The organism is Acinetobacter wuhouensis, assembly GCF_001696605.3.
GTDB lineage: Bacteria > Pseudomonadota > Gammaproteobacteria > Pseudomonadales > Moraxellaceae > Acinetobacter > Acinetobacter wuhouensis.
This window is the reverse complement of record NZ_CP031716.1, coordinates 2,831,579-2,858,527: the sequence shown is the minus strand read 5'-3', so window position 1 is coordinate 2,858,527 and position 26,949 is coordinate 2,831,579. Positions and strand designations below refer to the sequence as shown.

At 37.4% G+C, this 26,949-nt stretch carries 20 protein-coding genes, 1 other RNA gene and 1 pseudogene; 11 read left to right on the top strand and 11 right to left on the bottom strand.

All coding sequences use genetic code 11. The features are described 5' to 3' along the window. Positions 1 to 56: 56 nt before the first annotated feature. From def to BEN71_RS14220, 5 genes are all read left to right on the top strand, one after another. The gene (gene def / locus BEN71_RS14240; protein ID WP_068975749.1) at positions 57 to 536 is read left to right on the top strand and encodes a peptide deformylase; all 480 of its coding nucleotides are present in this window, start codon (positions 57 to 59) and stop codon (positions 534 to 536) included. 460 nt (positions 537 to 996) lie between these two features. Continuing rightward, positions 997 to 3,816: a type VI secretion system Vgr family protein gene (locus tag BEN71_RS14235; protein ID WP_068975748.1), complete on the top strand. Its 2,820-nt coding sequence runs from the start codon at positions 997 to 999 to the stop codon at positions 3,814 to 3,816. A 5-nt stretch (positions 3,817 to 3,821) separates the two neighbouring features. Then, the gene (locus tag BEN71_RS14230; RefSeq protein WP_068975747.1) at positions 3,822 to 5,294 is read left to right on the top strand and encodes a hypothetical protein; all 1,473 of its coding nucleotides are present in this window, start codon (positions 3,822 to 3,824) and stop codon (positions 5,292 to 5,294) included. Then, positions 5,291 to 6,454, top strand: a complete 1,164-nt coding sequence (locus BEN71_RS14225) for a hypothetical protein (protein WP_068975746.1) — start codon at positions 5,291 to 5,293, stop codon at positions 6,452 to 6,454. The genes BEN71_RS14230 and BEN71_RS14225 overlap by 4 nt, the downstream gene beginning before the upstream one ends. A 12-nt stretch (positions 6,455 to 6,466) precedes the next feature. Beyond that, positions 6,467 to 7,468 (top strand): PoNe immunity protein domain-containing protein, encoded by a 1,002-nt coding sequence (locus BEN71_RS14220; protein ID WP_227542614.1) that lies wholly within the window; start codon positions 6,467 to 6,469, stop codon positions 7,466 to 7,468. A 92-nt stretch (positions 7,469 to 7,560) separates the two neighbouring features. Here BEN71_RS14220 and BEN71_RS14215 read toward each other — a convergent pair whose 3' ends face one another. The 6 genes and pseudogenes from BEN71_RS14215 to ssrA form a co-directional block, all read right to left on the bottom strand. Further along, on the bottom strand, positions 7,561 to 8,706 hold the full coding sequence (locus tag BEN71_RS14215; protein ID WP_068975744.1) for a tyrosine-type recombinase/integrase: 1,146 nt from the start codon (positions 8,704 to 8,706) through the stop codon (positions 7,561 to 7,563). Positions 8,707 to 9,750: 1,044 nt separating this feature from the next. Further along, a pseudogene (locus BEN71_RS14205) lies at positions 9,751 to 11,163 on the bottom strand (type I restriction endonuclease subunit R, EcoR124 family); the annotation flags it as partial. Between the two features lie 5 nt (positions 11,164 to 11,168). Beyond that, positions 11,169 to 12,328, bottom strand: a protein-coding gene (locus tag BEN71_RS14200) for an IS3 family transposase (RefSeq protein WP_117276768.1) whose coding sequence is annotated in 2 segments (ribosomal slippage) — positions 11,169 to 12,094 and positions 12,094 to 12,328 — 1,161 coding nt in all. Because the reading frame shifts where the segments join, the coding sequence is not laid out codon by codon here. Between the two features lie 24 nt (positions 12,329 to 12,352). Beyond that, the gene (locus BEN71_RS14195) at positions 12,353 to 13,642 is read right to left on the bottom strand and encodes a restriction endonuclease subunit S (protein ID WP_068974419.1); all 1,290 of its coding nucleotides are present in this window, start codon (positions 13,640 to 13,642) and stop codon (positions 12,353 to 12,355) included. Next, complete coding sequence (locus tag BEN71_RS14190) at positions 13,642 to 15,216, bottom strand: type I restriction-modification system subunit M (protein WP_068974420.1); 1,575 nt, start codon at positions 15,214 to 15,216, stop codon at positions 13,642 to 13,644. The genes BEN71_RS14195 and BEN71_RS14190 overlap by 1 nt, the downstream gene beginning before the upstream one ends. Positions 15,217 to 15,287: 71 nt before the next feature. Continuing rightward, positions 15,288 to 15,647, bottom strand: a transfer-messenger RNA (tmRNA) gene (gene ssrA, locus BEN71_RS14185). 130 nt (positions 15,648 to 15,777) lie between these two features. Here ssrA and glpK point away from each other — a divergent pair. Beyond that, positions 15,778 to 17,259, top strand: a complete 1,482-nt coding sequence (glpK, locus tag BEN71_RS14180; protein WP_068974421.1) for a glycerol kinase GlpK — start codon at positions 15,778 to 15,780, stop codon at positions 17,257 to 17,259. A gap of 344 nt (positions 17,260 to 17,603) precedes the next feature. Here glpK and BEN71_RS14175 read toward each other — a convergent pair whose 3' ends face one another. From BEN71_RS14175 to BEN71_RS14160, 4 genes are all read right to left on the bottom strand, one after another. Further along, on the bottom strand, positions 17,604 to 17,792 hold the full coding sequence (locus BEN71_RS14175; protein WP_068974422.1) for a hypothetical protein: 189 nt from the start codon (positions 17,790 to 17,792) through the stop codon (positions 17,604 to 17,606). Between the two features lie 223 nt (positions 17,793 to 18,015). Further along, positions 18,016 to 18,594 (bottom strand): DJ-1/PfpI family protein, encoded by a 579-nt coding sequence (locus BEN71_RS14170; RefSeq protein ID WP_068974423.1) that lies wholly within the window; start codon positions 18,592 to 18,594, stop codon positions 18,016 to 18,018. 169 nt (positions 18,595 to 18,763) lie between these two features. Further along, positions 18,764 to 19,282 (bottom strand): chromate transporter, encoded by a 519-nt coding sequence (locus BEN71_RS14165; RefSeq protein WP_068974424.1) that lies wholly within the window; start codon positions 19,280 to 19,282, stop codon positions 18,764 to 18,766. A gap of 5 nt (positions 19,283 to 19,287) precedes the next feature. Then, positions 19,288 to 19,881 carry a chromate transporter gene (locus BEN71_RS14160; RefSeq protein ID WP_068974425.1) on the bottom strand — a complete coding sequence of 198 codons (594 nt, stop codon included), beginning with the start codon at positions 19,879 to 19,881 and terminating at the stop codon, positions 19,288 to 19,290. A 152-nt stretch (positions 19,882 to 20,033) separates the two neighbouring features. On the opposite strand from BEN71_RS14160, the gene BEN71_RS14155 reads away from it, so the two are divergent. The 3 genes from BEN71_RS14155 to BEN71_RS14145 all read left to right on the top strand — a co-directional run bounded on the left by BEN71_RS14155 (position 20,034) and on the right by BEN71_RS14145 (position 24,443). After that, entirely contained in the window at positions 20,034 to 20,921 is an 888-nt protein-coding gene (locus BEN71_RS14155; RefSeq protein WP_068974426.1) for a LysR family transcriptional regulator, read from the top strand. Positions 20,922 to 21,109: 188 nt separating this feature from the next. Further along, a complete protein-coding gene (locus tag BEN71_RS14150) occupies positions 21,110 to 23,182 on the top strand; it encodes a M13 family metallopeptidase (protein WP_068974427.1) in 2,073 nt (690 codons plus the stop codon). 283 nt (positions 23,183 to 23,465) lie between these two features. Beyond that, a complete protein-coding gene (locus BEN71_RS14145; RefSeq protein ID WP_068974428.1) occupies positions 23,466 to 24,443 on the top strand; it encodes a hypothetical protein in 978 nt (325 codons plus the stop codon). 34 nt (positions 24,444 to 24,477) lie between these two features. On the opposite strand, the gene BEN71_RS14140 is transcribed toward BEN71_RS14145, so the two are convergent. Next, positions 24,478 to 24,960: a hypothetical protein gene (locus tag BEN71_RS14140; RefSeq protein WP_068974429.1), complete on the bottom strand. Its 483-nt coding sequence runs from the start codon at positions 24,958 to 24,960 to the stop codon at positions 24,478 to 24,480. Positions 24,961 to 25,107: 147 nt separating this feature from the next. Here BEN71_RS14140 and BEN71_RS14135 point away from each other — a divergent pair, with 147 nt between their 5' ends. Together BEN71_RS14135 and BEN71_RS14130 are read left to right on the top strand one after the other, a co-directional pair. Next, entirely contained in the window at positions 25,108 to 25,629 is a 522-nt protein-coding gene (locus BEN71_RS14135; protein WP_068974430.1) for a hypothetical protein, read from the top strand. 243 nt (positions 25,630 to 25,872) lie between these two features. Beyond that, a complete protein-coding gene (locus tag BEN71_RS14130; RefSeq protein ID WP_068974431.1) occupies positions 25,873 to 26,913 on the top strand; it encodes a molecular chaperone DnaJ in 1,041 nt (346 codons plus the stop codon). Positions 26,914 to 26,949 lie beyond the last annotated feature (36 nt).

Sequence of the window (26,949 nt, the reverse complement as noted above, 5' to 3'; positions counted from 1 at the left end):
TGTTGTGTCTGAGTGTTAAACTTTAGCGATTAAATTGAAATATTTAAGAGATCATTATGAGTACGATTTTACCAGTCGCCCAACGTGGTGAAGCTATTTTAAAATTAATTGCTTCACCTGTAGCTGAGACTGAGTTTTCAAGCACGTGGTTATTGGAGCTTTCTAAGGCAATGCATAGCACGATGCGAGAACGCAATGGTGTAGGAATTGCAGCACCGCAAGTTTATGTGTCTAAACGTGTGATTATCGTTGCTTCTCGTCCTAATCCACGTTATCCCGATGCACCTGAAATGGATGCCATTGTCATGGTGAATCCTGAAATTATTCAAAAATCAGTTCAAACCGTGCTTGGTGAAGAAGGTTGTTTAAGTGTGCCCAATGAAAGAGGTGAAGTTGCGCGCGCTGAACAGATTACTGTGAAATATCAAACTTTAAATAGCGATGAGATCACTCAAACATTTCAGGGTTTTCCTGCGCGGATTGTGCAACATGAAGTTGATCATTTGGATGGCGTGTTGTTTGTGGAAAGGGTGTAGTTGGTATTCAATTCGTAATCTTGTGATTTATTTGTAGTCAGATCTAGATATTGCCATGTATTACTCAATATTAGATTCTAATCATTGATATCATACGAGTGAAGAATAGTAGTGAGTTATGTATGCGTTCTTAGAGTGGAAATACAAAACACCACCTTTACGTCGAACAGTAAGCTGGCTTCGACTTTTCATAGATAAGGACTTCATTTTCAATTTGAAAATCAAATTTAAGCAAATTGTAGAAAATTTCAACACAACCAAGCAACAAATTAAACTGTGATCAATCAATTAAAGTGACTTTAAGTTCAGAATAATAAGCAACCTTAAATTTGGGAGCGATAAAAATTTAGCTACAATAAAAAGGCATAACATATCGCTCATATACAAATCTACATAGAGCTTGAAATATTTCTTTTGTATAATTAATCACAGTATTAAGAATTATTACAAAGACCTAAAAATGGCAATCAATATTTACTCTGCCTTAGAGCAACTTGGACTTACTGCGCAAAAACGTGCTATTCATGTCCAGTTTTCAAACTCAGATTTGAATAATAAAGTTTTTTTACAACGTATTGATGGCACACACCAACTCAATGATGGTGTTCATTTGCAACTGATTTGCCTTGCTACAGAGGCGACCATTGCTTTAAAAAACTTTATTGGTAGCCAAGTGGCAATTGATGTTGTCACAGACAAATCGCAACTGACTCGTACCACAGGCATTATTACCCAAGCGGATGTTGGTGCAAGTGATGGTTCATTGACGCTTTATCGTCTCACCGTTGAAGACCCAACCGCACTTTTTAAATACCGAAGAAATTCTCGTGTCTTCATGAATAAGACAGCAATTGAAGTTGTAGAAATACTTTTTAAGGAGTGGCAGTCTAAAAGCCCTTTACTGGCTTCAAGCCTCACTCTAGATAAAAGTGGACTCAGTAAAAGCTACGATATACGCCCATTCATCATGCAGAGTAATGAACTAGACTTTGACTTTATCAAACGGCTTTTAGCATCCGAAGGGGTAAGCACGCTGATAGATGAAGCACAGCACAAAGTATCTAGCTCATCAGAGCAGATTCAACCACAAAAGCTTCGCTTGATTGATAACAATGCTCAATACCAAGCCTTAGACCGTCGTAATATTCGCTTTCATCGTAGTAGCGCAACAGAGAAACAAGACAGTATCACTGCCTTTACAGGACAACGCTCCATACAACCGACCGCAGTTCATGTACAAAGATGGCAAGCCGATGCTTTAGAACAAGAAGAAGGAGCAAGCTCAGTTCTCACCAGCCATAAACATTCAGACAATCAAGATGTTGCAAGTTTAGGTTTAGAACAAGCCTTTCATGTTAGCCCTGCATGGATACAAGACCTCAAAGGCGAAGATGGCGCAACAAAATCAGGCAATAACCAAATTGAAAAGTTGAATGAAAATCTCAGTAAATACTACGATTCACAAGCCAAACAATTTACAGCAACATCCACAGTACGCGATGCACATGTCGGGTATTGGTTTGAGTTCAGTGAGCATCCCGAAATAGATCAACACTCTGGTTCAGATAAAGAGTTCTTGATCACTTCGAAAACCTTTTATAATCAGAATAATTTGCCTAAAGACCTAACAGATCAAGTCACGGCATTACTGCAACAAAGCCATTGGCAACTAGACAACATCAGTACCAATAACAAAGATGAACGCCAAGCCAATAACCTCATTCTACAACGACGTCAAATTGATATCGCTCCTGCGTATAACCCACTTGAAGATCGACCAACTACACATCCACAACGTGCCAAAGTGGTTGGCATTGAAGGTGAAGAAATTCATGTTGATGAATGGGGGCGTATCAAAGTTCGATTCCTCTTCACACGAAATGAAGACCATGAACATGATGGTGGTGCAGGCTCAAATAACAATGATACGGATTCTGCTTGGGTAGATGTACTCACCCCTTGGGCGGGTGAAGGCTATGGTGCAAGATTCTTACCGCGTATAGGCGAAATTGTTGTCATTAACTTCTTTGATGGCAATATTGATCGTCCTTATGTGGTTGGACGCATTCATGAAGCGCAACGAAGTCCAACCAAGTTCGATGCCAAAGGACAACTTCCTGATACCAAAAAACTTTCAGGTATTCGCTCAAAAGAAGTTAAAGGCGAAGGCTTTGGACAACTCCGCTTTGATGACACGACAGGACAAATCAGTAGCCAACTACAAAGCAGTCATGGTGCAACACAAATCAATCTAGGACATCTGAGTCATCCTAAAGACAAAGAAACCAGTGAAAGTCGTGGAGAAGGATTTGAGTTAAGGACTGATCAATGGGGTGCAGTCAGAGCCAAACAAGGCTTATTGCTTTCAACCTATAAACAAGATTCAGCCAGTGGTCATCACTTAGATGCACCAGAAGCTAAATCACAACTTGAATCAAATTTAAATAACTCAAAAGCTTTAAGTGAAGTTGCTAAGAATCAACAAACTGATCCTTTGGAAGTATTGGATAATCTGAAACAGTTCATTGAACAGATCGAACAAGAAAGTGAAACCAAAGCGAAAGCCTTTAAACAAGCTTTAATGATACTGACTTCACCAAACTCAATTGCTCTTACAACGAATGAAGATATTCATTTATCCGCAGATGGACAAATCAGCCATAGTGCTGGAGATAGCATTAACCTGAGTACGCAAAAGAATTTACTTGCACACGCTCAAAGTAAAATCAGTCTATTTGCAGCACAAGAAGGTGTGCGACTATTCGCGGGCAAAGGCAAAGTTGAAATCCAAGCACAAGGTGATGGAGCTGATTTGATTGCACGTAAAGGCATTCAAATCATTTCGACTGAAGATACTGTCTATATTACCAGCCCCAAAGAAATTCGCTTAATCGGCGGTGGTTCAGAACTTAAGATTAATGGTTCAGGTATATTTCCAACGACTGGTGGTTTGTTTGAGGTGAAGTCTGGTCAGCAGAAGTTCATGGGTGGTGCTCAGGTAAACCCTATTGTTCCTCATCTTCCTTTTAATGCAAATCAAAATGACATGGTTTTAGAATATTTACATTCAAATGATGAACCAGTACAAGGAGCGAAATACAAGGCTGAATTTGAGGATGGGACTGTTTTTGAGGGTTACTTAGATGCAAAAGGGAAAGCTTTACTCAAAAATGTACCTCCAAGTGGTAAAGCAAAAATTACCTATGGTGATGATGCGCGAGAACATCCAGTTGGTGAAAGTGAAGATAATCCTGCCCTAAATGGTTTAGATTTTGAGTAATAAAAATGACAACAAAAAATGAAAACTTTTGGAACTATATTGTTTCCTTAAAATATGAAGATGCACAAAAAGGCTTTTGGGATGCTGGTAATAAGTTAGAAACCTTTATTAAGCGAGACAAAGGTTTCTTTGATGATGTTATTGGAATTGCATCCAAAGTTTTTTTATTTCACCCAATCGCCTTAGCTGTAACTATGAATGTAGATTTGATCAAAAATAGAGATAAATCATTCATAGCAGGCGTATTAAAAGGTGATTTCAATCAAAATCCAACAACAGGGCAAATTATTGTTGGGGGAGTAATTAGTCTAATTCCTGTTGTCGATCAAGTTTGCGATGTTCGGGATTTGATCGCTAATATCATTTCGATTCATGATCATAATTATCAGAATGCTGGAGATTGGTTTAATTTATGCATAACTGCTGTCGGATTCATACCTGAATTTGGTTCTGCAATTAAGACCATAGTTAAATTATTAAAAAAAGGTGCAAGTAAACTTAATTTACTCACCCTTTTAAAACATATGGAAAAATTGTTTAAAAACCCACTTATTAATAAAATTAAATCAAAAATTCCTTGGGGCGCATCCCCTCAAACATGGCTAAAGAAATTCGATTGGAAAGCTGCTGCGAAAAGTGCTTATGATTCAACAGTTAAGTTAATGACAAAAATGCGCGATGGATTACAAAAAATCTATCAAAAAGGAGTCAAAGTTGCTGGAGACTTGGTGAATACAATCAATGGAATTTTTAAAAGTTTTAAGAATAAAATTGATGATTTTTTTGCAGATGTTAAACGAGGATTTGATCAGTTGCTGCAGGAGCTTAATCCTAAATATGCGACTGCAAATGGCGCACCTCCTCCAAATGTTTACAATGCAGATAAACGTGGTGAAGGTACAGGTGGTTCAGGATCAACAAATAAGCATACACGCAAAGATGATGATAAAAAGAAAGACAAGAAAAGTGATGTAGATGATGATCCTTGTAAACTTACCCCATATGGGTGGAATGTATGTAAACCATTAAATAAAACAGGGCATCATGTTGTTCCTGATAGATGCTTTAGGCTTGGTCCTAGAAGTGGTCAAGACAGAAGCCAATTGACAGGTGGACTTTCAACAAATGACGGTTTAGCTATTTGCGTCAAAGGTGCCACACCAAAACCATTAAACGAACATGGCAAGATACATAAGAAATTTTCATCATTAGAAAGTACCTTGAAAAATGTGCTACAACCTAAAGGAACAGCACCTATTGCTGAAGTTGAAGTAATTGGAGCTAAAGCTGTCTCATTTGTATTAAAAAAATGTACTGCGGTTAAAATGACTACTGAATTAAGAGTCTATCACCAATCAAAAGGAATTAATGTTAATTACAGAGTCCGAATAGGAGTCTTTGCTACTGATGCGAAAAAAGCAAATCCTGGAATATTCGGTAATCCTAAAACAAAAGGTAATGGTGGGGTAAGAGAATGAAGTTAAAAAATTTGAATGTATCGTATATAGCTGGATGCTTAATCGATGATGATATGTTTTATGTGGCGTCAACTTTTGATAGCCTTGATTCTGAAATAGAATGTTCGAGAATGAGCTTTTATGATCATTTAGATGGTCAATGGCACGACCACGATAATTTTGAATTTAAATCAATATCAGTCGCCTTGGTTCCTAAAACTGAAAGTACTAGGCGTACAATGCTCTCTGTAAGCTTAGATGGACAAATTGAGTTTTACTCATCTCAAAAAATCACATACGAGAAAATTGAAGATGTAGGATTTAGTAACCCTGATTTTTTTTACGGAACATTAAATAAAATTAGAAATATACAATCAAGCTTTTATACGTGTGGAAGTGCAGGTCAAATATACAAAAAGGCAGAAAAAGAATGGTTACATGACGATTTAGGCTTATTACTTCCTAAAGTGGAATATCAAAAGATTAAACCAGAAGAAATATTAAATTTAGACTATGAAGAACCCTCGCGTGAAATATACGATATCAATGGTCATAATTTAAATTGTTTATATGCATGTGGTGAAGATCAAGAAGGAGGATTTGTTGCCTGTAAAACAGAAGGAAAATGGGAAATTAATGATAAGAGAACTCCATCTGGTTTGCACCATATTTGTTTGTGTCCTGATGGTGTAAATATAATAGTAGTTGGAGACTATGGTACTGTATTTTATGGTAATAATGAGTCAGGATTTATAAATTTAAAAGATATTTCAATCAATGATTCTTTTTATCAGTCTTGTTATTTTAAAGAAGACCTTTATATCGCAGCATCAACTGGTTTATATAAATATTCAAATAGTAAGTATGAAATATTAGAAATAATCCCATATGGCACAGAAGTTAGTACAGTCGAGTCTACAAACAATGTTCTTTGGGTATTAACGGACAAAGTAATTTACCGATTCAATGGTAAAAAATGGGATGTTATTTTAAATCCTGATAATACACTAGAGGAAGACTTTTTATCTTCAATGAAAGCTGGTCAAAAATGTCCACACACTGGTTATTGGTTCACTGTAGCTAAAGAAAACTCTCGTCAATATTTTAAACAAGAAGATATATTCCCCGATGTGAAAAGTGATTGGGGTGATGTGTATTGGCAGTTTGATGGTGAAGAATAACTTGATGCCTTTATGGGCATTATTTTTGGAATGAATATGGATTTTGATAATAAGAAAAGACAGCAATTTTTAACGGAAACAAATTTTCATGCGACTAGAGACTTAACCTTACGTGTACTGCAAAGACAAAAGAATAATTTAAGTAAACCAGAAGGTGCTGATGAAGGGTGGCATTTATCTATGTGGTTTGGGATAGCTGAAGGAACTTTTAATAATTTTATTTTATCTTATACCGCAGGTGAATCAATTGAACAATTACGTTATACCCTAGAAAATGTAATTGTTTCTTATGAAAATTATTTACAAGCTTTAGTAGAGCAAAGCAGTGATCCAAATGAAATGGCATTTCCAATAAGATCGTTTGATGGGTATTGCCCTTATATTGGATTGATAAGTCTATGTTTTTTATTACATAGAAAGGATTTATTACCAAGAGTTGCTCGATTGGTAGATGGTGAGGATGAGGAAAATGCAGGTGAAGATGTCTTAATTGAAGAGATGCTTGCTTATGATGATAGTTTGGAACGTTATGAAACAGATGTGATTTTAGGTGTTAAACCTTATAGACCGTTATTTAGAGCATTTTGTACACAAGATAAAAATGAATCGCTAAGCAAAATTAATGAGTTTTTAAAAAGTTGGTATAAAGATTTAGCAGCAGCTCCTTGGCATGATAGTCATTTAAGTGATGATGGATATTTTGGATATTGGGCATTTGAAGCTGGTGCAGCAGTTTATTTATTAGGTATTGAAGATGATAGCAGTCTTTATGAATATCTATATTATCCAAAAGATTTAGTTAAATTTGCTAAAGAATTTGTACCTGAAACTAATGATATAAGTGTATCTAAACAAGAACATTTGCGATGCGAAGCTGGACAAATTTGTCCAAAAACAGGTGAATGGTATAGTCCTGCAAATAACATGGAAAAACGCCATTTCAATCAAGGTGAAGTTATGCCTGAGATTAAAAATAATCCTTGGGGTTTAACGATTTGGTATTTAATTGAATGAATACAAGTGTTTTGGATAAATTTACCATTAAGAGAAAAGACTGAGCATTGCTCAGTCAAAGTATAATATTTCTTTGTAATTTGAAAAGGTTGTTATGAAATTTCATTCATCCAAGATTTAACCTTGTCACTATACCAGTCCATCATCTTTACACGCTCATCCCAATACTGCGCTCTGTTGTAAGCAGATCGAATTCGATTTTGAGGAACATGGGCAAGTTGGCGTTCAATAGCATCGAAATTAAATAAATTTGATTCATTGACTACAGTACTGAATAAAGAGCGGAAGCCATGCGTGGTCATACGTCCAGCGTATCCAGCACGCTTAATTACCTGAAGAATAGATTCACTTCGCATAGGTTCTTTATTATTCAGTCTGTGAGGAAATAAAAGTTCTCGATTATGCGTTAGACGAAGAGCTTGCAGTTCACTGATCATCAAATCTGTTAAAGGTACACGATGAGCTAAACCATTCTTCATCCGATCAGCAGGGATATCCCATTTACGCTCAACTAAATCAAACTCATCCCAACGAGCTTGAAGCAACTCACCAATACGAACACCAGTAAGCATAACCAATATAATTGCATGATGGGTTTGAGCATCACTTGGATAAGCTCTTACTTTAGATAAAAATAGGGGAATTTCGCTAGCAGGCAAAGAAACTAAATTCGTCATACGTTTAGATTTTAAAGCATAGACTAAATCACTCGCTGGATTATCAAGGCGATAACCATGCGCTATTGCATATTTCATCACCATACCACACCGAGATAAAGTACGTTTAGCAACCTCTAAAGAGCCACGCTTTTCGATAACTTTAATATTCTGCAAAATTTCAGGTGCTTGAATCAGATTGATTCGCTTGTCACCAAGCGTTGTATAAAGTTCATCTAAAGAAGCACGTACATTACTAATATGCTTAGTAGACCAAGTTTCCTTTTGATTGTTAAACCACTCTTCAGCAACTTCACGAAAGAGAGGTTTTAACTCCTCATGAATAGAAAAACGAGAAAATTTATACTTAAGTTCATTCGCAAGTTCACGCGCTTTTTTTAAACTTAATTCTGGATAGTGTCCTAAGGATTCAGATTTACGTTGACCATGTACAGTGATTCGTACATTCCAATATTTATTCCCTTTAGGTGTCACGATCAAAGATAAGCCATTCAAATCCGAAAGACGATATTGCTTATCTTTAGGTTGAGCTTTTTTGCATTCGTTATCAGTAAGAGCCATAAGTTTTACCCAATTGTTGTAGTGGTAATTTGTGGGTAAATTTTCCCAATAATTACCCGATGAGGGCAAAGTTTGGGTCAAATAGCTTCGGATACGGTCGGACAGTAGAGCCAATAAAAAAGCCTTTAAACATTGAGTTTAAAGGCTTTTTTATATTCAGTCGAACATCTCTGAATTGATGGCGACAACTGAACTTGATAGCTATTTTATTGTTTTATAATAAATAATTTTATTGCTGTGGTTGATGGGATACACATTGGGATACAAATTATGAGTTGTTAGGCTCTTTTATTAAACATTAATTATAAAATATGTGTTAAAAAATAAACAATTAAACATGATTTGAAAATTAAGAGCCCCAATAGAAGCTCTATTCGTATAAAAACGACTGAAGTGGTCTGTGGGTGATTATCTATTTGTTCGACAACCTGAATAAGGATTGCAATAACCGTTATATGACTTTCCACTACTATCATTACCATTGTAATACTGGGTATTGCCTATTTGATGAGTATTATGGTGCCAAGAATTGCCATTAGCATCTCTACCAGTGGTATATGATTGATTGCCATAAGTTTGCGTATCTTGAGACCAAGATGAACCAGTATTGTAGTTGTTTGCTTGAACGTGAGTATTATTCCCGTATTTTGATACATTATATGTATTGCCTGTTGAAAGATCACGACATGTGTAATATGTATCAGAACCGAAACAATTTGGACTATTATTCGGGGAAGCAAAAGCACTTGAACAGGTCAAAAATAAAGTTATGCAAATGATGGATTTCATCGTTGTTAATTAGAAAGTTATGGAGTGATTATTTTAAGCTAAATTCGTTACTCATGACTTCTAAAGTTATTAGACATTCATCTAAGCCTAAAGCAATTAAACCTGAGAAATATATAAAGTCTGTGTGATTTATAAGTATTTAAATTTGATTAAAATTTAAACATTATATTTGCTAAATTGTAGCTTTTAATCATAGGTAGAAAATAACCCCATGGAGGTCTACACTTTTTGATTTAAAAATATTCAATCATTGTGTTAAAAGCCCACATAAAACCTCTCAATAAACTGTTTTGTTTTATTGAGCAAATCACTAAATACGCTTTCACGTTTAAAGATACCTACCTTGAAATTAGGCAAGTTTGTTAATTCTTCTTGACGGGGCAAACGCTTCGTGAACTCATAATTGTCTAAAACCGCTTTCATTGCCTCTGGTTTTAGATTTTCTTCTTCACATAGACGTTGATAAGCATTTTCTCGTTCAACGTCCCAGAATGCAGAAAAAGCATCTTGTACGCTTTGTCCATTGATCATCTTCGGCATGTTTTCTTCAATGAACTTTTGAATCAAGTCTTGTTTGTTGTGTAGGGAAATATCACCACCGATTAAGTCATGAATCTGCGCTTCATACTTCTTACGTTTTTCGTCAGAGTCTGCATCTACTGCCATTTGTAATAAAGTCAGGATATAACCAACATTGATCCGATCACTGTGGAGCAAATCCAATTGGAAATCGACATCATCTAAAACCGAAGTTTTTTCTTTTTTAGTCGTTTTACGGACTTCACGACATAGGTCTGAATATTTGGATGCAAAATTGGCAAACTCTTGTTTTTTCAATTGAGTTTGATCTTGATCATATTCTACAAAGCTTTGTAGTTGTGCATTGAAACGCATTACTTCACGGAATGCTTTGATAAATTCAAGTTGCTCTTCTTCAGTTTGCAAATCATCGACTGACTGATAATCAGGTGTCAGTGCCAATAGTTTCTCTACGGCGTTCTCATAATCCTGTTTAATTTCTTCATACGCAGGAACAAGTACGACTTTCTTGGCTTCTTTGTTTGAGAAGAGGGCAAGGGCTTCATCGGTTGCACGTTTCAAATTACGGAAACAGATGATATTGCCAAAAGGTTTCTTGTCATTGAAAACACGGTTGGTTCGAGAAAATGCCTGAATCAAACCATGATATTTCAGGTTTTTATCGACATAGAGCGTATTCAACGGTTTTGAGTCAAAGCCTGTCAGGAACATATTGACGACCAGTAAGATATCAATCTGTTTTTTCTTTACTTTGTCGGCAATGTCACGGTAATAGGCATAGAAACGATCACCTGAGTTAAAGTTCGTACCAAACTGTGCATTATAGTTGGCAATATAACGATCTAATTTATCTCGGCTAGACTGATTAATCTGTGCAGGAATATCAGCAGGCTCTTCATCAATCAAACCATTCAGATTGTCAGGTTCAACGGCTTCGTTGGCAGAGTAGGAGAAAATCGTTGCGATAGCCAGTGGTTTAAAAATACGTCCTGCTTCTTCATCTACTATTTTCTTTTCAGCCTGAACTTTTTCAAACAACTCATAATATTGAGTCAAGGTGTCGACTGAACTTACACAAAACATCGCCATGAATTCACGATCTTTGGTTTTGGTGTCGTGGGTATCGACTGATCCTAGACAGTATCGTGGACAATCGATCCCTCTAAATTCTTGAAATATTTCTGTTCAAAGGCTTCTGGACTTAACCAGCCGTTTGCAGAATGCCTTCTGACCCGATTGTAATAAATCTCAATATAATCAAACAAGACCGCATTCGCCTCTTTTCGAGTCGAAAACACACTGCCATGTACCACATGACCTTTTAATGTATGAAAGAAGCTTTCAGTCACTGCATTATCCCAACAGTTTCCACGTCTAGACATACTCTGAGTACAATCATTTTTCAGTAACAGCGCTCTAAAATCACGACTACAGTACTGTGAGCCTTGGTCCGAATGAACCATAACACCAGTTGGATAACCCTGACGAGCCATTGCATAGTTAAACGTATCACACACCAACTGGCGGTCTATTCGATGGCTGGTTTGCCACCCCACGATACGACGGCTAAATAAATCTAGCATCACACATAAATACAACCAACCTTCTTTAGTGCGGATATAGGTAATGTCTGTTGTCCAGACTTTATTAGGCTGAGTAACTGTAAATTGGCGATCCAACAAGTTGGGTGCTGTAGGCAAACGATGGGTTGAATCAGTCGTATGCTTGTATTTACGCGCAATCCTGCTACGTAAACCAAGCTTTTTTAGCATCCTTCCAATAGTACGTTCGCTCATGTTGTAACCTAAATCATGCATGTCATGTACTAATGAAGGTGCACCCAATCGTGCATGATGCTGCCAATATACGGCTTTTAAGTCATTATATTTCTGTGCCGTATTGGCTTGACGTTTTCGCCAGGCATAATAGCCTGAAGTGCTGACACCTAGGTATTTACAGGCAGAAGATACGGTGACTTCATTCATATCTAGATCTTGAATTACCGTGTACTTTTCTTGGCATGATCTGTTAGAAAGTACACATGCGCTTTTTTTAAGATGTCATTGGCTTCCTTGAGCTGTTTGACTTCTTTCTCTAATTCCACGATCCGCTGTTGTTCTGGTGAAAGTTGACGTTTGCTTGAACCTGCCGGATTGGTTTCACGAATCCATTTATCTAATGTTGAATAACCCACACCTAATTTCTGGGCGATTGCAGCTACAGACTCGTGTGAGTTTGAAAGTGCATAATCAATCGCTTGCTGTTTAAATTCGGGACTAAAACGTTTAGCCATTTCTTGAATCTCCAAAGATTAAAGTTACGTTATCTTTAGAGGGACGTGCTGTCCATTATTTTGTCTAGGATCAAACAAGCCTTTTTTCCACATTTTAGCCTGTTCAATTTGCTGTGCCACCACTCCAATTTTTTGGTCAATGGCAGATAAAAAATTAGCGATTTTGGTTTGTTCTTCTAGGCAGGGGGCTTTGATTGGAAGTTGTTTTAAATCACTTAAGCCAATCCGTTTTCTTGTCGAACCTGTACTAACATCGGAAGCGCTTTGTCTAAAATCTTGATAATTTATTTGATAGAACATGAAAAGATGTGAATATCTTTTTTTATCCACTACTAAACGAATACCATCTGAACACATTACATAGCGTTCATGATGATTTGGCACGATACAACAGCGTGCAACTGGGTCACCCATTTTAGAAATTAAAATTTCGTTAGGATAAATATTACAACTCAATAGCTCATCAGCTTTCTTTAATGATGTATAAATTTTATAGTCATTTAAGAATGATCCATCTCCAATATTTTGAAGTTGAATAATTCTGATACCTGATTCAGTGTAATCATCAGATTTCAGATTAGAGCCAAATGGACCACCTGTAAAACTCCACTTAATATTAGTATCAATAGAATCTATTAAAGTTTTTACCTCCCACTCCCCAAACTCACTACCATCATCCGCTTTAAAACGAATCTGCTGACTAAACAGCTTTTGCATCATGCCTTGTTTATATTGGGCAAGTAGCGCATGTTTTTGAGTAAGTTGGCTAATCTTTTGATCAACTGCCGATAAAAAAGAAGCGATTTTGGTTTGTTCTTCTTTTGATGGAAGTTTAAAAGGTGTTGTCTTTGCTTGCTCAATCGTAAAGTGTGAAATTGTACCAGTATGAGAAATACTATTTAAATATTCTCTAAATTTTGAGCTAATGAGAAAATTATAAAGAAAAGAACCTTCGATAATTCCTGATGATTTAAACCAAAGTAAATCAGCATCTTTAAAATATAAAGGTTCATTATTTGGTACTAGATATGGAATCCCAATTGATCCGCCACCTGTAACCAATAAATCGTCTTTTTTAATTTTTCCTGATTTTTTTGCAAGCTCTTCAAATAAATCAAAAGATATATAAGCTTTTTCATTTTCCTTATTTTTAAAAAATGCACTTACATCACTTGTTCTAAAAAATGGCACACCTGAATCTTGCCATTGTTCTTTAAAAACACGAGAAGCTGAAGAAATCCCAATTAATTTCCCTAACTCTGAAGCAGACCAATCCCCATCAAACTCTTTAAATCTTAACTTTGGTGCAGACATTACTTCACCTCCTTAAAAGGCGAATCAATACCTAACTCTTGGCAAAAATCAGCAATCACTTGATCCGTTGCTTGACTGTCTTTTTCCAATGCCTGTAATTGCTTGGCAATGTCATTTAAATCAATCTCTGCCTCAGCTTCAAACGTATCGACATAACGAGGGATATTGAGGTTGTAATCATTATCTTTGACTTCTTGCAAAGTTGCGACTTTGGCATACTTTTCAATATCCTGACGATTTTCAAATGCACCAATAATATTGTCCAAATGTTCAGGCAATAACTTATTTTGATTCTTCTGCTTTTCAAAATCATTGCTCGCATCAATAAACAAAATATTGCCCGTATGCTCACGATTCTTCTTCAATACCAAAATACAGGTCGGAATAGTCGTACCATAAAAGATATTGGCAGGCAGACCAATGATGGTATCAATCACATTCAACTGTTCAATCAAGTACTGACGAATCACGCCCTCACTCGAACCACGGAACAAAACGCCGTGAGGCAATACTACCGCCATCGTGCCGTGATCATCCAACTGGTACAGCATGTGCTGAACAAATGCCATATCTGCCTTAGAACTTGGTGCAAGCTTACCAAAGCTACTAAAACGAGCATCTTGTAAAAATAAAGGATCGGCTGACCATTTTGCAGAAAATGGAGGATTCGCTACAACGGCGTCAAAACGCTTATCAATATGTTGAGGACGGATTAAAGTATCTTCTTGCTTAATGTCGAACTTGGCAAAATGCACATCATGCAGAATCATGTTCATACGTGCCAAGTTATATGTGGTACGGTTCATCTCCTGCCCGAAGATCATATCCACATCTTTCACTTCACGCTTTACACGAAGCAACAACGAACCTGAACCACATGTCGGGTCATACACCGAACGCAAACGCTCTTTGCCTTGCGTGACAATTTTGGCGAGGAGGGTAGACACCGTTTGCGGTGTATAAAATTCGCCTGCTTTTTTCCCTGCACCAGAGGCAAACTCACCAATCAAATATTCATAAGCATCGCCCAATACATCGGACTCAGTATTGGAAATATCAAAATCAATATCATCTAAATGACTGAGAACTTTAGCCACTAGCTCATTACGATCACTGGCAGAATTCCCCAACTTGGTCGAATTCAAATCCAAGTCTTCAAATAGATTGGCAAAGTCATCCGCAGAATCAGAACCTAAAGTACTTTGCTCAATGGCTTTCAAAGTCGCAGATAAGTCATCAAGGATAAACTCACCCTGACGACCACGTTGTGCAAGCGTATGAAATAATTGATCAGGGAGGAGAGCATAACCCACTTCCGCAATAGCTAACTTTTTAATTTCGGAAATATACGGCGCATGTTCATCATTATTTTTATCAAGTTCGGTATAAGTAAAATCTACACCTTCATCGAGCAGTAATTGATTGGCGAAATTGATCGACTTTTCAGACAAATATTTAAAGAAAATAAACCCAAGAATATAGTCACGAAATTCATCTGCACCCATTTTTCCACGTAGGGTGTTGGCAATATTCCATAACTGTTTTTGTAATTGTTGAAGTTGGACTTGGGTCATTTTTACACCAAATTTTTAAAAAATTATGACATAAAAAAAGCTGAACCAAATGGTTCAGCCTTTCTTGAATTTGGTGGAGATGGCGGGAGTTGAACCCGCGTCCGCCAACACTACACTCGAGAATACTACATGCTTAGATATCGTCAATTATTTTAACGCCAAGTGACCCGACGAACAGGGTACAAAACGCGATCCTCTAGATTTAGTACAAAGCCCCGAGGCGTGACTTTAGTACGGACTTGTGTGCGTGCGCTTCGGTCGGGTTCACTGACCACAAGTATTCAGTGAAGCGGACAAGCTGCCCTTAGGCAGCTAGAGCGTAAGATTCGTCGTTTGCGACTAAAATATGCAAATTTGATTTACGAGAGAAAATGCGCTCTCGGCATGCATCTATGAGCTTCATCATCGGCGTCGAAGCCAATAACATCCCCAGATAACAACGCTATCATAACATAACTGTTGCAAATTAATCAGATAATTCACTACATTTATATCAAATGATGCGCTTGTTTCTATAATTGCGTTACTATCACTATTTTTCAAGGGACAAATATAAAAAAGATGAGCTATTTACTCGCACTTGATCAAGGAACAACCTCTAGCCGAGCGATTATCTTCGATGAACACGGAAAAGTTCATGCAACAGCTCAAAGAGAAACACAAATTAAAACCCCGCATTCAGGTTGGGTTGAACAAGATGCAATGGAAATTTGGACCACACAAATTGCCGTGGTACAGCAGGCGATCGCTTCAGCACGATTGCTCGCTAAAGATATTAAAGCATTAGGTTTAACCAATCAGCGAGAAACCACGGTTGTTTGGGATAAACGTACAGGAAAACCACTTGCACCTGCGATCGTATGGCAAGACCGTCGCGCGGCAGAATGGTGTAATCATCTGATTGAAAATAATCACGCAGAGAAAATCCATAAAACTACAGGTTTGCGTATTGATCCATATTTCAGTGCAGGAAAATTAGTTTGGTTGTTGGAAAATGTCGATGGATTAAGAGCGCTTGCAGAACAAGGGCATGTTGCTTTTGGAACCATTGACAGTTGGTTGATCTGGAATTTGACGCAAGGTTCAGAGCATGTGATTGAAGCTAGTAATGCATCACGTACCATGCTTATGAATTTAAGCACTCAACAATGGGATCAAGAACTTCTTCATTTATTTAATATTCCTGAAAATGTATTACCGAAAATTATTCATTCAGATCAATATATTGCCAATACAGCAACAGGATTATTAGGCGCTGAAATTCCGATTTCTGGCGTATTGGGCGATCAACAATCTGCATTATTCGGACAATCTTGTTTTGAAGCGGGTACAGCAAAAAATACCTATGGCACAGGTTGTTTTATGCTATTTAATACTGGCACAAAAATTCAATATAGCCAAAATCAATTATTGACAACACTTGCGTGGAATTGCCAAAACCAGACCAATTATGCACTTGAAGGTAGCGTTTTTATGGCAGGGGCAATTGTCCAATGGCTCAGAGATGGCTTAGGTATTATCAAAAATAGTGCCGAAGTTGAAAAGTTAGCATGCCAAGTCAATGATACCGATGGTGTGGTTTTAGTACCTGCATTTACAGGGTTAGGCGCACCACATTGGGACACCGATGCCAGAGCTTTACTGTGTGGTATGTCACGTGGAACCAATAAATCACATATTGCTCGAGCAGCCTTAGAATCCATTGCATTCCAAGTGTCGGACGTTCTTACCGCCATGCAGTCGGATATTGCACAACCTTTAAAAGAGTTACGTGTCGATGGCGGTGCAAGTCAAAATGACATGCTGATGCAATTCCAAGCCGATATTTTAAATGTACCTGTATTACGTCCTAAGCTTTTAGAATCAACGGCATGGGGTGCAGCCGCGATGGCAGGATTGAAAATTGGAGTATTTTCAACTTTAGAAGAAATTTCTGAATCTTGGCAATTAGATCGGGCTTTTGAACCAAATATGAGTGATGACCAAAGACAACATCATTTAGTTTTATGGAATGAAGCTTTACATCGTGCTAAATCGCACTGATTTGGCTTTTAGATCGCTGAATATTCGTAATTGATGTTACGCACTTCAAAAGAACAGCATGTTTTAAACTGTTTTGAAGCTTACTTAGCGGAGTCTTACATCAAAAGTTTTAATTTCAGGATCAGCCTTCGGCTCGAGGTACTTTTGTTTTGGCAAAAGTACCCAAAACCATTGTCATCCGCAGAACTCGTCCACTACCGTCAAGTTATTGGAGACTTCGCAGAAACATTTATAATTAGAATGAGTCCTGCCTCAAACAATTGCGGATGACGCTTTCGCGTATCCACTTTTTTCGAGACTTTAAAATATGAATTTGATGTTACTGCGTAACACCAGTTTATAATTTATAGCTTTTTCCATTTTACATTTTCATCTGCAAAATTGACTAGAAATGAAAGCCCCGTATCATCACCGACGAGATAAGAAGATTGGTTGACCATGAGAACTTTCAATAATCGACCTGATTCTACAATGATCGGTTGTAATTCTGCTTTCTTCAAAGTCACTGGCTCTAATAATTCAATGATTTCCATTTCTAAGGTTAACCTGTTGTTAAAACATAAAATTGATGAATTGATTATTACATAGAAGATTAGGACTATGCTGAATAGCAACTTAAAATTTGCAAATAATCTTCCAGTTCTTCTATGTATTTTCAATCAAAGAATTAAAGCCAAGCGAAGTTTAAATCCAACTGATTTGAAATCAAAAATCGCTTGGAAGCTGTATTCCTATCTTTTTAAGTCTTTTATGAATTTATAGCGTGATTGTTGCACCGAGTGCTTTGACAAATTGGGCTAACCAAGCAGGGTGAGCTGGCCAAGCCGGTGCTGTAACCAAGTGACCATCGGTAACTGCTTCAGTCACTGCAATATCAGCATATTGTCCGCCAGCAAGTTTTACTTCCGCTGCGCAAGCAGGATAAGCTGAACATAAACGTCCTTTTAAAACATCGGCAGCCGCGAGAATTTGCGCACCATGACAAACTGCTGCAATGGGTTTTTTAACTGCATCAAATTCACGAACAATTTCAATAATCCGTGCATTCATACGTAAATACTCTGGCGCGCGTCCACCTGGAATGACTAAACCGACATAGTCCTCAGTATTCACATTAGCAAAATCATAATTAATCGCAAAGTTATGACCACGCTTTTCACTATAGGTTTGTTCGCCTTCAAAGTCGTGAATTGCTGTTGCAACAGTGTCACCCGCTTTTTTATCTGGGCATACAGTATGTACCGTATAGCCTAATCCAGTGAGGAATTGAAACGGAACCATTGTTTCATAATCTTCAACGTAATCACCAACTAACATGAGAATTTGTTTAGCCATTTTTACACCCTCTATAGAATATTTATTCACGATTAAATGAGATAATCAGATCAGAAAATTAATTAAGAATTAAGTTAAAAATAGCATGCCAAGATTTCAGTTTTAAGTTGAATGTATACGGCTTTAGTCTTAATGAGGAAGACTAAACTGTAATAAAAATTATCCTATTTTAAAGCAAAGCCACTCCAGCACCTGCACCGATCACCATTAGCCAAACAGGGTGGACATTTTTAAATAAGCTGAGTGCAATGGTAAGAATCACAATGGCGATGAGTAGAACATTTTGAACCGATGCTTGTGCAATAATCCAAGCACTGACCAAGACTAAACCGACGGTAATTGGTTTCAGCGCTTTTTCAAATTGCAGTCGTAAGGGATTGTCTTTGAAACGATTCCAAAATTTCAAAGCATAGATGGTAATGATTGAAGAAGGTCCGAACTTCGCCAATGAAGTGACCAATAAACCCATTGGTCCTGCAACATGCCAACCAACAAGAGGGACGATCATCATATTCGGGCCAGGTGCAGCTTGTGCCATCGCAAACATTGAACTGAATTGTTCAGCAGTCATCCATTGGTGTACGACAACCACTTGATGTTGCATTTCAGGCAAGATCGCATTTCCGCCACCAAATGCCAATAATGACAATTGCGTAAATACTAAAGTCAATGCAATGAGTACATACATTTTGATTACTCCTGAATGTTGTTGGCTTGTTCGGAACGTCGTTTAAATGTCAGAACGGACATATTTACGGTCACGAGAATCAGTAAAGTCAGCGCCAAAGGAAGTTTGATCAACAGCATGAAAATAATAGTCAGTAGGATAGTGAAATAAGTCAGTTTCTTTTTCATCAAGGGTTTTAGCATTTTAAAACCTGTGGCAAATAACAAGCCTGCCGCAGCGGCGGCTAAACCTTGAATCATGTGTTGTACCAGTTGAATCTCTTGAAAATTGACATAGATTTGGTAGAGCGAAATCACGATCACAGTTGGGGCGAGCATTAGCCCAAATACAGCACTGAATGCACCTTTAGCACCTGCAAAATCATAACCAATAGCAACTGCCATATTGACAATATTGCCACCTGGGAGGATTTGACAAACGCCGAGTAGATCAGTGAATTTGTCCGAGCTGAGCCATTTTTGCTCCTCAACAATCATGTGGCGAGCAAGGGGTAAAACACCACCAAAGCCCATGAGTCCAAGTTTCATAAAACCTAGAAATAATGCTTTGCAATTTGGTGCTACGAGGTTTTGTTGCATGGAAATAGCATCTGTATTCATTTCGGTCTTAAGTCACTCACATCATTCTGTCTATCTTGAGAATGATTATCTGCTTGTTGAGTTATGATGAAAAATGCTATTTTTGCTCTTATTCATACTTTAAAAGTATGGATTGGTGTGCTGAACAATAATGGCTAATCAAGAGATGGCAGATGATTGATATTCACAAATTGAAAGCTTTTGTAGCAGTGGTTGAAGAAAGTAATATTTCACATGCAGCCGTGCGTTTGAATATGCAGCAACCGCCTTTAACACGTTTAATCAAAAGTCTTGAAGATGAATTAGACACGGCATTGCTGATTCGTTTACCACGTGGTGTAGAAGTCACCGAAGCAGGTAAGGCGTTGTATCAGGAAGCATTAACCATTCTGGCGCATGCACAAGCGATTCCGAAACGAGTACAAAATATTTCCAAAGGTTTAGAAGGACAGATCAATATTGGTTTTACCAACTCCGTTGGATTGCATTCTTTTTTACCGAGTTTATTGCGGAACTTTCGTGAAACCTTTCCAAATGTTTCGATTCATTTGGAAGAAGATGGCAGTAGTGCTTTAATTGACTCTATTCTCAATCAAAAGAATGACATTGTCTTTTTACGCAAGCCTGCACCAATGAGTCTGGGGCTGACGAGTTTGCATGTCCTAGATGAGCCGCTGATTGTTGCTTTACCGAATAATCATCCATTGGCTGAACAAGCAGACCCTATCCATTTATTAGACTTAGAGCCCTATGATTTTGTGTTGTACCGTCGCTTAGCAGGGCAAGATTTGTTTGATAATATTTTGGCGAGTTGTTATCAATCGGGTTTTAGTCCTAACATCGTGCAAGAAGCGCCACGGTTGACTTCAAGTTTGAATTTAATTGCTGCGGGGATTGGCTTGTCGATCGTGCCAGAAGCGATTCAGGATTTTTGGAATAAGCAAATTGTCTATAAAGCACTGGAAGCTGAAACGCCGTGTATTGCGCCAGTTTATGCGATTTATAAAGAAAATTTAGACCGTGTTCATTTAAAGCATATTTTAAAATTATTGATGAAATAGTTTTTTATTCATAAAGTTCATCCAAAAATTTAAGCATTTGGAATAGGGAAAAAATCTATGTCGATGTTGTTGAACATTTCTAGAATATGAATTGGGCTTTATTACACTTTTCTACAATGAAAAGATAAAACTAAGCTTAGTATGAACAACTTAGCATTCATCACTAAAAGAAAATTGAGGATAAAGCATTGAAAAACAGATGGGTAAAAAGTGTCTTAACTGTTGCAATCATGGCAGCATCGGCTTCGCTATGGGCAGAGACTGTGACTCCAGTCAGCCAATCTGTTCAAACTGTCACTAAAGCTCAAATCAAGTCAGGAATAGATAAGCAATACTTTGATCATGAAGTGCGTGCCAATGATGATTTTTTTAAACATACCAATGGCTTGTGGTTGAAAAATACAGAGATTCCAGCAGATAAAGCGGGCTGGGGAATATTCTATCAATTGGCAGAAGAGTCAACTGTAAGACTGCATGGTATTGTCGAAGAGCTTTCAAAGCAAAATAATGCCAAAGGCAGTACAGAGCAGAAAGTTGCAACTTTGTATGCAGATTTTATGAATGAAAAAGCCATTGAAGACTTAGGCATCAAACCTATCCAAGCTGAAATTGATCGTGTTGAACACATGAAATCGAAGCAAGATATTGCTCAAGTGGCAGCACATTTTTCCCGTATTGGCGTGACTAGCCCATTCGATGTGGGGATTGATCAAGATATGAAGCAATCGACGGAAATGATTGCCATGCTTGTACAAAGTGGTTTAGGTCTACCAGACCGTGATTATTATTTAAAAGATGATGCGAAGTTTAAGCAAACGCGTAGCCAATACTTGGCCTATATCGAAAAAACCTTAACACTTGCAGGCGATCAACACGCGAAACAACGTGCGCAAGAGATTCTTAAACTGGAAACGCAAATTGCCAAAGCGCAATGGAGTAATGTTCAGAATCGTGATCTGCCGAAACTCTATAATATTTATAAAGTTGAAGACTTAAGCAAACTTACGTCGAAAGTCGATTGGAAAGCTTATCTCGATGGACAGCAATTAAGCGGTAAAATTAGCAAAATCCAAGTAGCTCAACCGAGTTATTTTAAAAATTTAACGCCGATTATTAACAATACATCACTAGATGCATGGAAAGCTTATTTTAAATTCCATTTGATCAGCGACTTTTCGCCACTACTCAGCAAAGCTTTTGTGGATAATAGTTTCGAGTTTTATAGTCATCAATTACGAGACATTAAAGAACCTAAAGTTCGTTGGAAACGTGGTGTGGCATTGGTGAATGGCACACTCGGTGAAAGCTTGGGGCAAGTCTACGTTGAAAAATATTTCTCTCCTGAGAAAAAGCAACGTATGGAACATTTGGTTCAAAACTTGATGAAAGCCTATTCACAAAGTATTGAACAATTGGATTGGATGAGTCCAACCACCAAAGTACAAGCGCAGAAAAAGCTATCCAGTTTTGCTGTGAAAATTGGCTATCCGAACAAATGGCGTGACTATTCAGCATTAGATATTCAAGAAAATGATTTGGTAGGCAATGTGTTACGGTCACGCGAGTTTGTCCATCAGTTTGAATTGAACAAATTGGGTAAACCCGTAGATCGTGATGAATGGCATATGACCCCGCAAACGGTCAATGCATATTACAATCCATCCCTCAATGAAATTGTATTTCCTGCGGCAATTTTACAACCGCCATTCTTTGATATAGACGCAGATGATGCAGTGAATTATGGGGCGATTGGTGCAATTATCGGACATGAAATCAGTCATGGTTTTGATGATCAAGGAAGCCAGTTTGATGATGTTGGAAATATGAAAAACTGGTGGACTGCGGAAGACAATAAGAAGTTTAAAGAAAAAACCCAAGCATTGGTTCAACAATACAAGAGTTATGAAGTTGTGAAAGGCTACCATGTCGATGGTGAACTGACATTGGGTGAGAATATTGCAGATAACTCAGGACTGGCAATTGCGTATAAAGCTTATCAACTGTCTTTAAATGGTCAAGCTGCGCCTGTATTGGATAATTTAACTGGCGAGCAACGTTTTTACATCGGTTGGGCGCAGGCTTGGCGTGAGAAGATGAAAGATGCACAACAAATTGAGTATTTAAAATCTGATCCACACTCTCCAAGTGCAGTACGTGCCAATGCAACATTGAAAAATCAACAACCGTTCTATGATGCGTTTAAGCTGAAAGAGGGCGATAAAATGTATTTGCCTGCCAATAAACGTGTGACGATTTGGTAAGTTAATTTTATAAGCTGTCGTATTCTTAATGAGTACGACAGCTTGGTTCAGTATTCTTTAATCAAGCCTTCAAAGTTAATTTTCTAGACAAATAAGTGAAAAAATAATCACGACTAAATACAGCTATTTGCAGTTTCAATTGATTGGCTGTCACTCGTATGTTTTTATGTGATTTTCTTATCATTTTATTTAGATAAATAGTGAGTAAATTCAATGCAATAAGTTTGTTATTTTAAGTAATTTCATATATTTTCATTTGAAAAATATCATTGAGAAATGTGTCGTGAACTTAAAAATATTCTTATTGCTAGGTGGGATGGGCTTTGTATTGCATGGCTGTAGCAGTATGAATGCACTGACATCAGATAGTTTGAAAAGTTTTACATCTCCACAGGATGTTATTGATAAGAAAAATATTAATGAAAACAATAGTTCTGCTAAAGAATATGTTTATGATTGGGGCAAAAATTATCCTGAGCGTCAGGTTGAGTCTTTAATCCCTCGAAGTTCACTGAGCAATTACTGTATTTCTCATGGTGGACGATTTTCATTGTTCCAAAAAAGTTCAATGCATTTGGTGAAAGATACAGGCTCAAAAAAAATACTCAACACTTATAGTAGTGTGAAACAAGGTATTGGCACATATTATTGTAAGCAAAGTGATGGTCAGCAATGGTATGTTTCGATTGAACCTTTGTCTGAGCGTAGGATGGATAATGCAAGTCGCGTGGTCAATTTACAGACCAAAATCATGAACTTGGATGAGGTTAAAGCGTTTTATAGTAAAGCGCATACGACGACTACGCTTGCTGAAAAGAAACAAAATATTGTGAATAGTAAAACTCTAAATAATGTAACGTCTAAGACCACCACAGCGAAGGCAATCGAAGAGAAAAAAGTGACTCAGCCTGTGGTCGAAGACACAAAAGTTCAGCAAACGACCAATACGGTGGTATCTACACCACAAACTCAACAGATGCAGTTGTATACCTCTGCACGAAAAGATTTAGGACGAGGTCAGAATCAAATCAACGCCTGTAATACTGCCGAGCGCGCATATAATTATGGACGTTTACGCGGTACAAGCAGTGTTAATGCTTATGCGGAATCAGGTATTTTGGTAGCAAAGTGTTTGACTTCAGTTCCGAGTTATAGCCGTCGTTTTTCCAATCCGAATGATCGTGCTAAACGTATTTTACAAAACTTAGCGACTAATCAGAATCATGCAGTGGCAAAGCATATGTTGAATCAAATGAAGTAGTTTAACTTGATCTTATTCTGTTGATGGTATCTTGCTAGATGCCATCAAATAGACGAAAAATTAAAAGAAAAAAGCCTTTAATCAAGAAGAAAATACCACGAATGATGATATTGAAAATAAGTTCAACGAAAATTTCTGCAATTACTTCTAGAATAAATTTAAGTATTTTAACGGCATAGCGTAAAAGCAGACGAATTAATCGGAATAATAACGCAAATGGGTAAATGATTATACTGATTAATATTCTCAATGGCTCTGCAATAGAAAAACCCCAGATCGATTTTGGAGTAAGTTCATCCCATTGCATATCGAAAATATGCTTTTGATTCGATTTCACTTCATCAGCAGAGGCGGTATTCGGATTTATTTCGGGTGAGTGAAATGTCTTTTTCAGTGGTGGTAAGGATTTTAGTTCTGTATGTGTTGGTATTTCATCTGTTTGTGAAAAGAATAATTTATAAAAAACGATAACTAAAAAAATCGCTAAACATGTGAATAGTATTGCAGTTGTTGTCATTACTTTTATTTTTCATTATGGGTGACTGAAGCATAGCATAAATTTCAAATTGCCATATTTAAAGATGTATTTGCTTTACAGAGACATAAAAGTGATGGAGGTTAATTTGTGCTAAAAAGGATTTAATTTCGAAAGAGTACGATTGTTATGTCTCGCCAAGTTTTTTTATCTATCCCACGTTATTTTTCACGATTTAGCCGCTCTGCATTAATTGCTGTAAGTTTATTGGGGGCGACTCAATTTGCCCAAGCCAGTCAAGCAGGCGACCAGCTCAGCGATTGTTTGGTCAAAGCTACGACTGCAACGGATAAAACCACAGTATTGCAATGGACGTTTGCAGCTTTGTCTGCGCATCCTGATTTAAAAGCACTGAGTAATGTCACAGATGAGCAAAGAACGGCTTTGGATCAGAAGTTTGCACAAGTGGTTCAGCGTGTGATTGTTGAGCAATGTTCAGCTCAGACCAAGGCTGTGATTCAAGCAGATGGGATTCAAGCTGTAGGTGAAAGTTTTCAAGCTTTGGGGCGCAGTACAGGTGAGGATATTTTAAAGAATCCAGACGTGAAAAAGCAGTTACAAGGTGTGATTCGCTATGTGGATATGGGCAAACTTGTGACGACTTTTTTAACGCCTGATATCTGGAATAAATTGGGTGTGACTCGCCAATAACTGAATGTTCATTTAAGCATGGTCTTTCCTGAAAGGCCATTTGTGAGTTGAATGTAAGTTTTTATCGTATTTGAAATGATGCTTTATTTTCGTTGTGAGTTAGAGCATGTGCTTCATCGAATCGTATCCATATTAGAGACTCAAAGAAAATGAATATTTCAGTGTATTTGAATTGAATCGTAAAGCGTTTTTTTATCTGAATATGAGTAGAATAGGACCGTTGTCTTTTAAAAATATTGAGCTATGTCTTTCGAGTTAAAACCCATTCTTCAGCCAGATACAGTGTCCACTCCACAGCAGAAAAAACTGTATCGCCTGATTGAAAAAATTGAACAGCAAAAGCTTGAACTGGCAAAGTGGCAACAGGCAAAAGATGAAGTTTTACAATATACCCGTAAGCATTTAATTCCAGTTTATCAGGAATTACACAACATTTTATTTAGTCAGTTACAACAGCTTTGGGAACATATCAGTCATGGTGATTTTTCCAAAGCAGATGCTCTGTTACTGGATAATAAAATTCAGTCACTTGCACAGTATTTAAAAAGTTCACAATCACTTTCCAGTGAACAGCTAGATAAAGTGAATGGATTATATCAGTACTATCAGCAATCATTTGAATATGAAAAATCTAAAAAAAAGAAAGCATCAGCAGATCAAACTAAAGCTGTTGATCTGAACATTCAAAATGATCCTGAAGCATTTGTTGAAACTGAGAACTGGGATCAGGAACAATATCAGCAACTTCGTGAGCAAGCCAGACTCCAAAGACAGCAGGATAAAAGACAGCAAGCTGAAAAAATGGCAGAGCAGTCTTTAAAAACAGTCTATTTAAAATTAGCTTCAACTATTCACCCTGACCGTGAACCTGATGAAACTAAAAAGCTGGAAAAGACTGAAATTTTTCAACATGTAAACGCTGCCTATGAACAGCAGGATTTGTTTGCTTTACTAAAATTACAAATACAGATTGAGCAGGGTAATGGCTCAAATAAAAAGGGCTTAGGTGATGAACAGCTTAAGTTTTATAAAATGGCATTGGACAGTCAAAGCCAGAAACTAGCAGATCAACTGGCTGAACTGATTGACACTTTGGTCTGGTCTGAAAAGGCTAAAATAAAGGTACAAAAAGCACAGGGAAAACTACAGATTTCTGATCTGTATGGGCAGATTGATGAAGATACTTCTGCGTTGAAGCGACAGGTGAAGTGGGAAAAAGAACGGCTGAAATATATAGGAAAAGTGAAAGGGTTGGAGATGTTGTTGGGGAATGGGTACTTGTAAACTTGTATTGAAATTATTATTTTGATAGTTTAATTT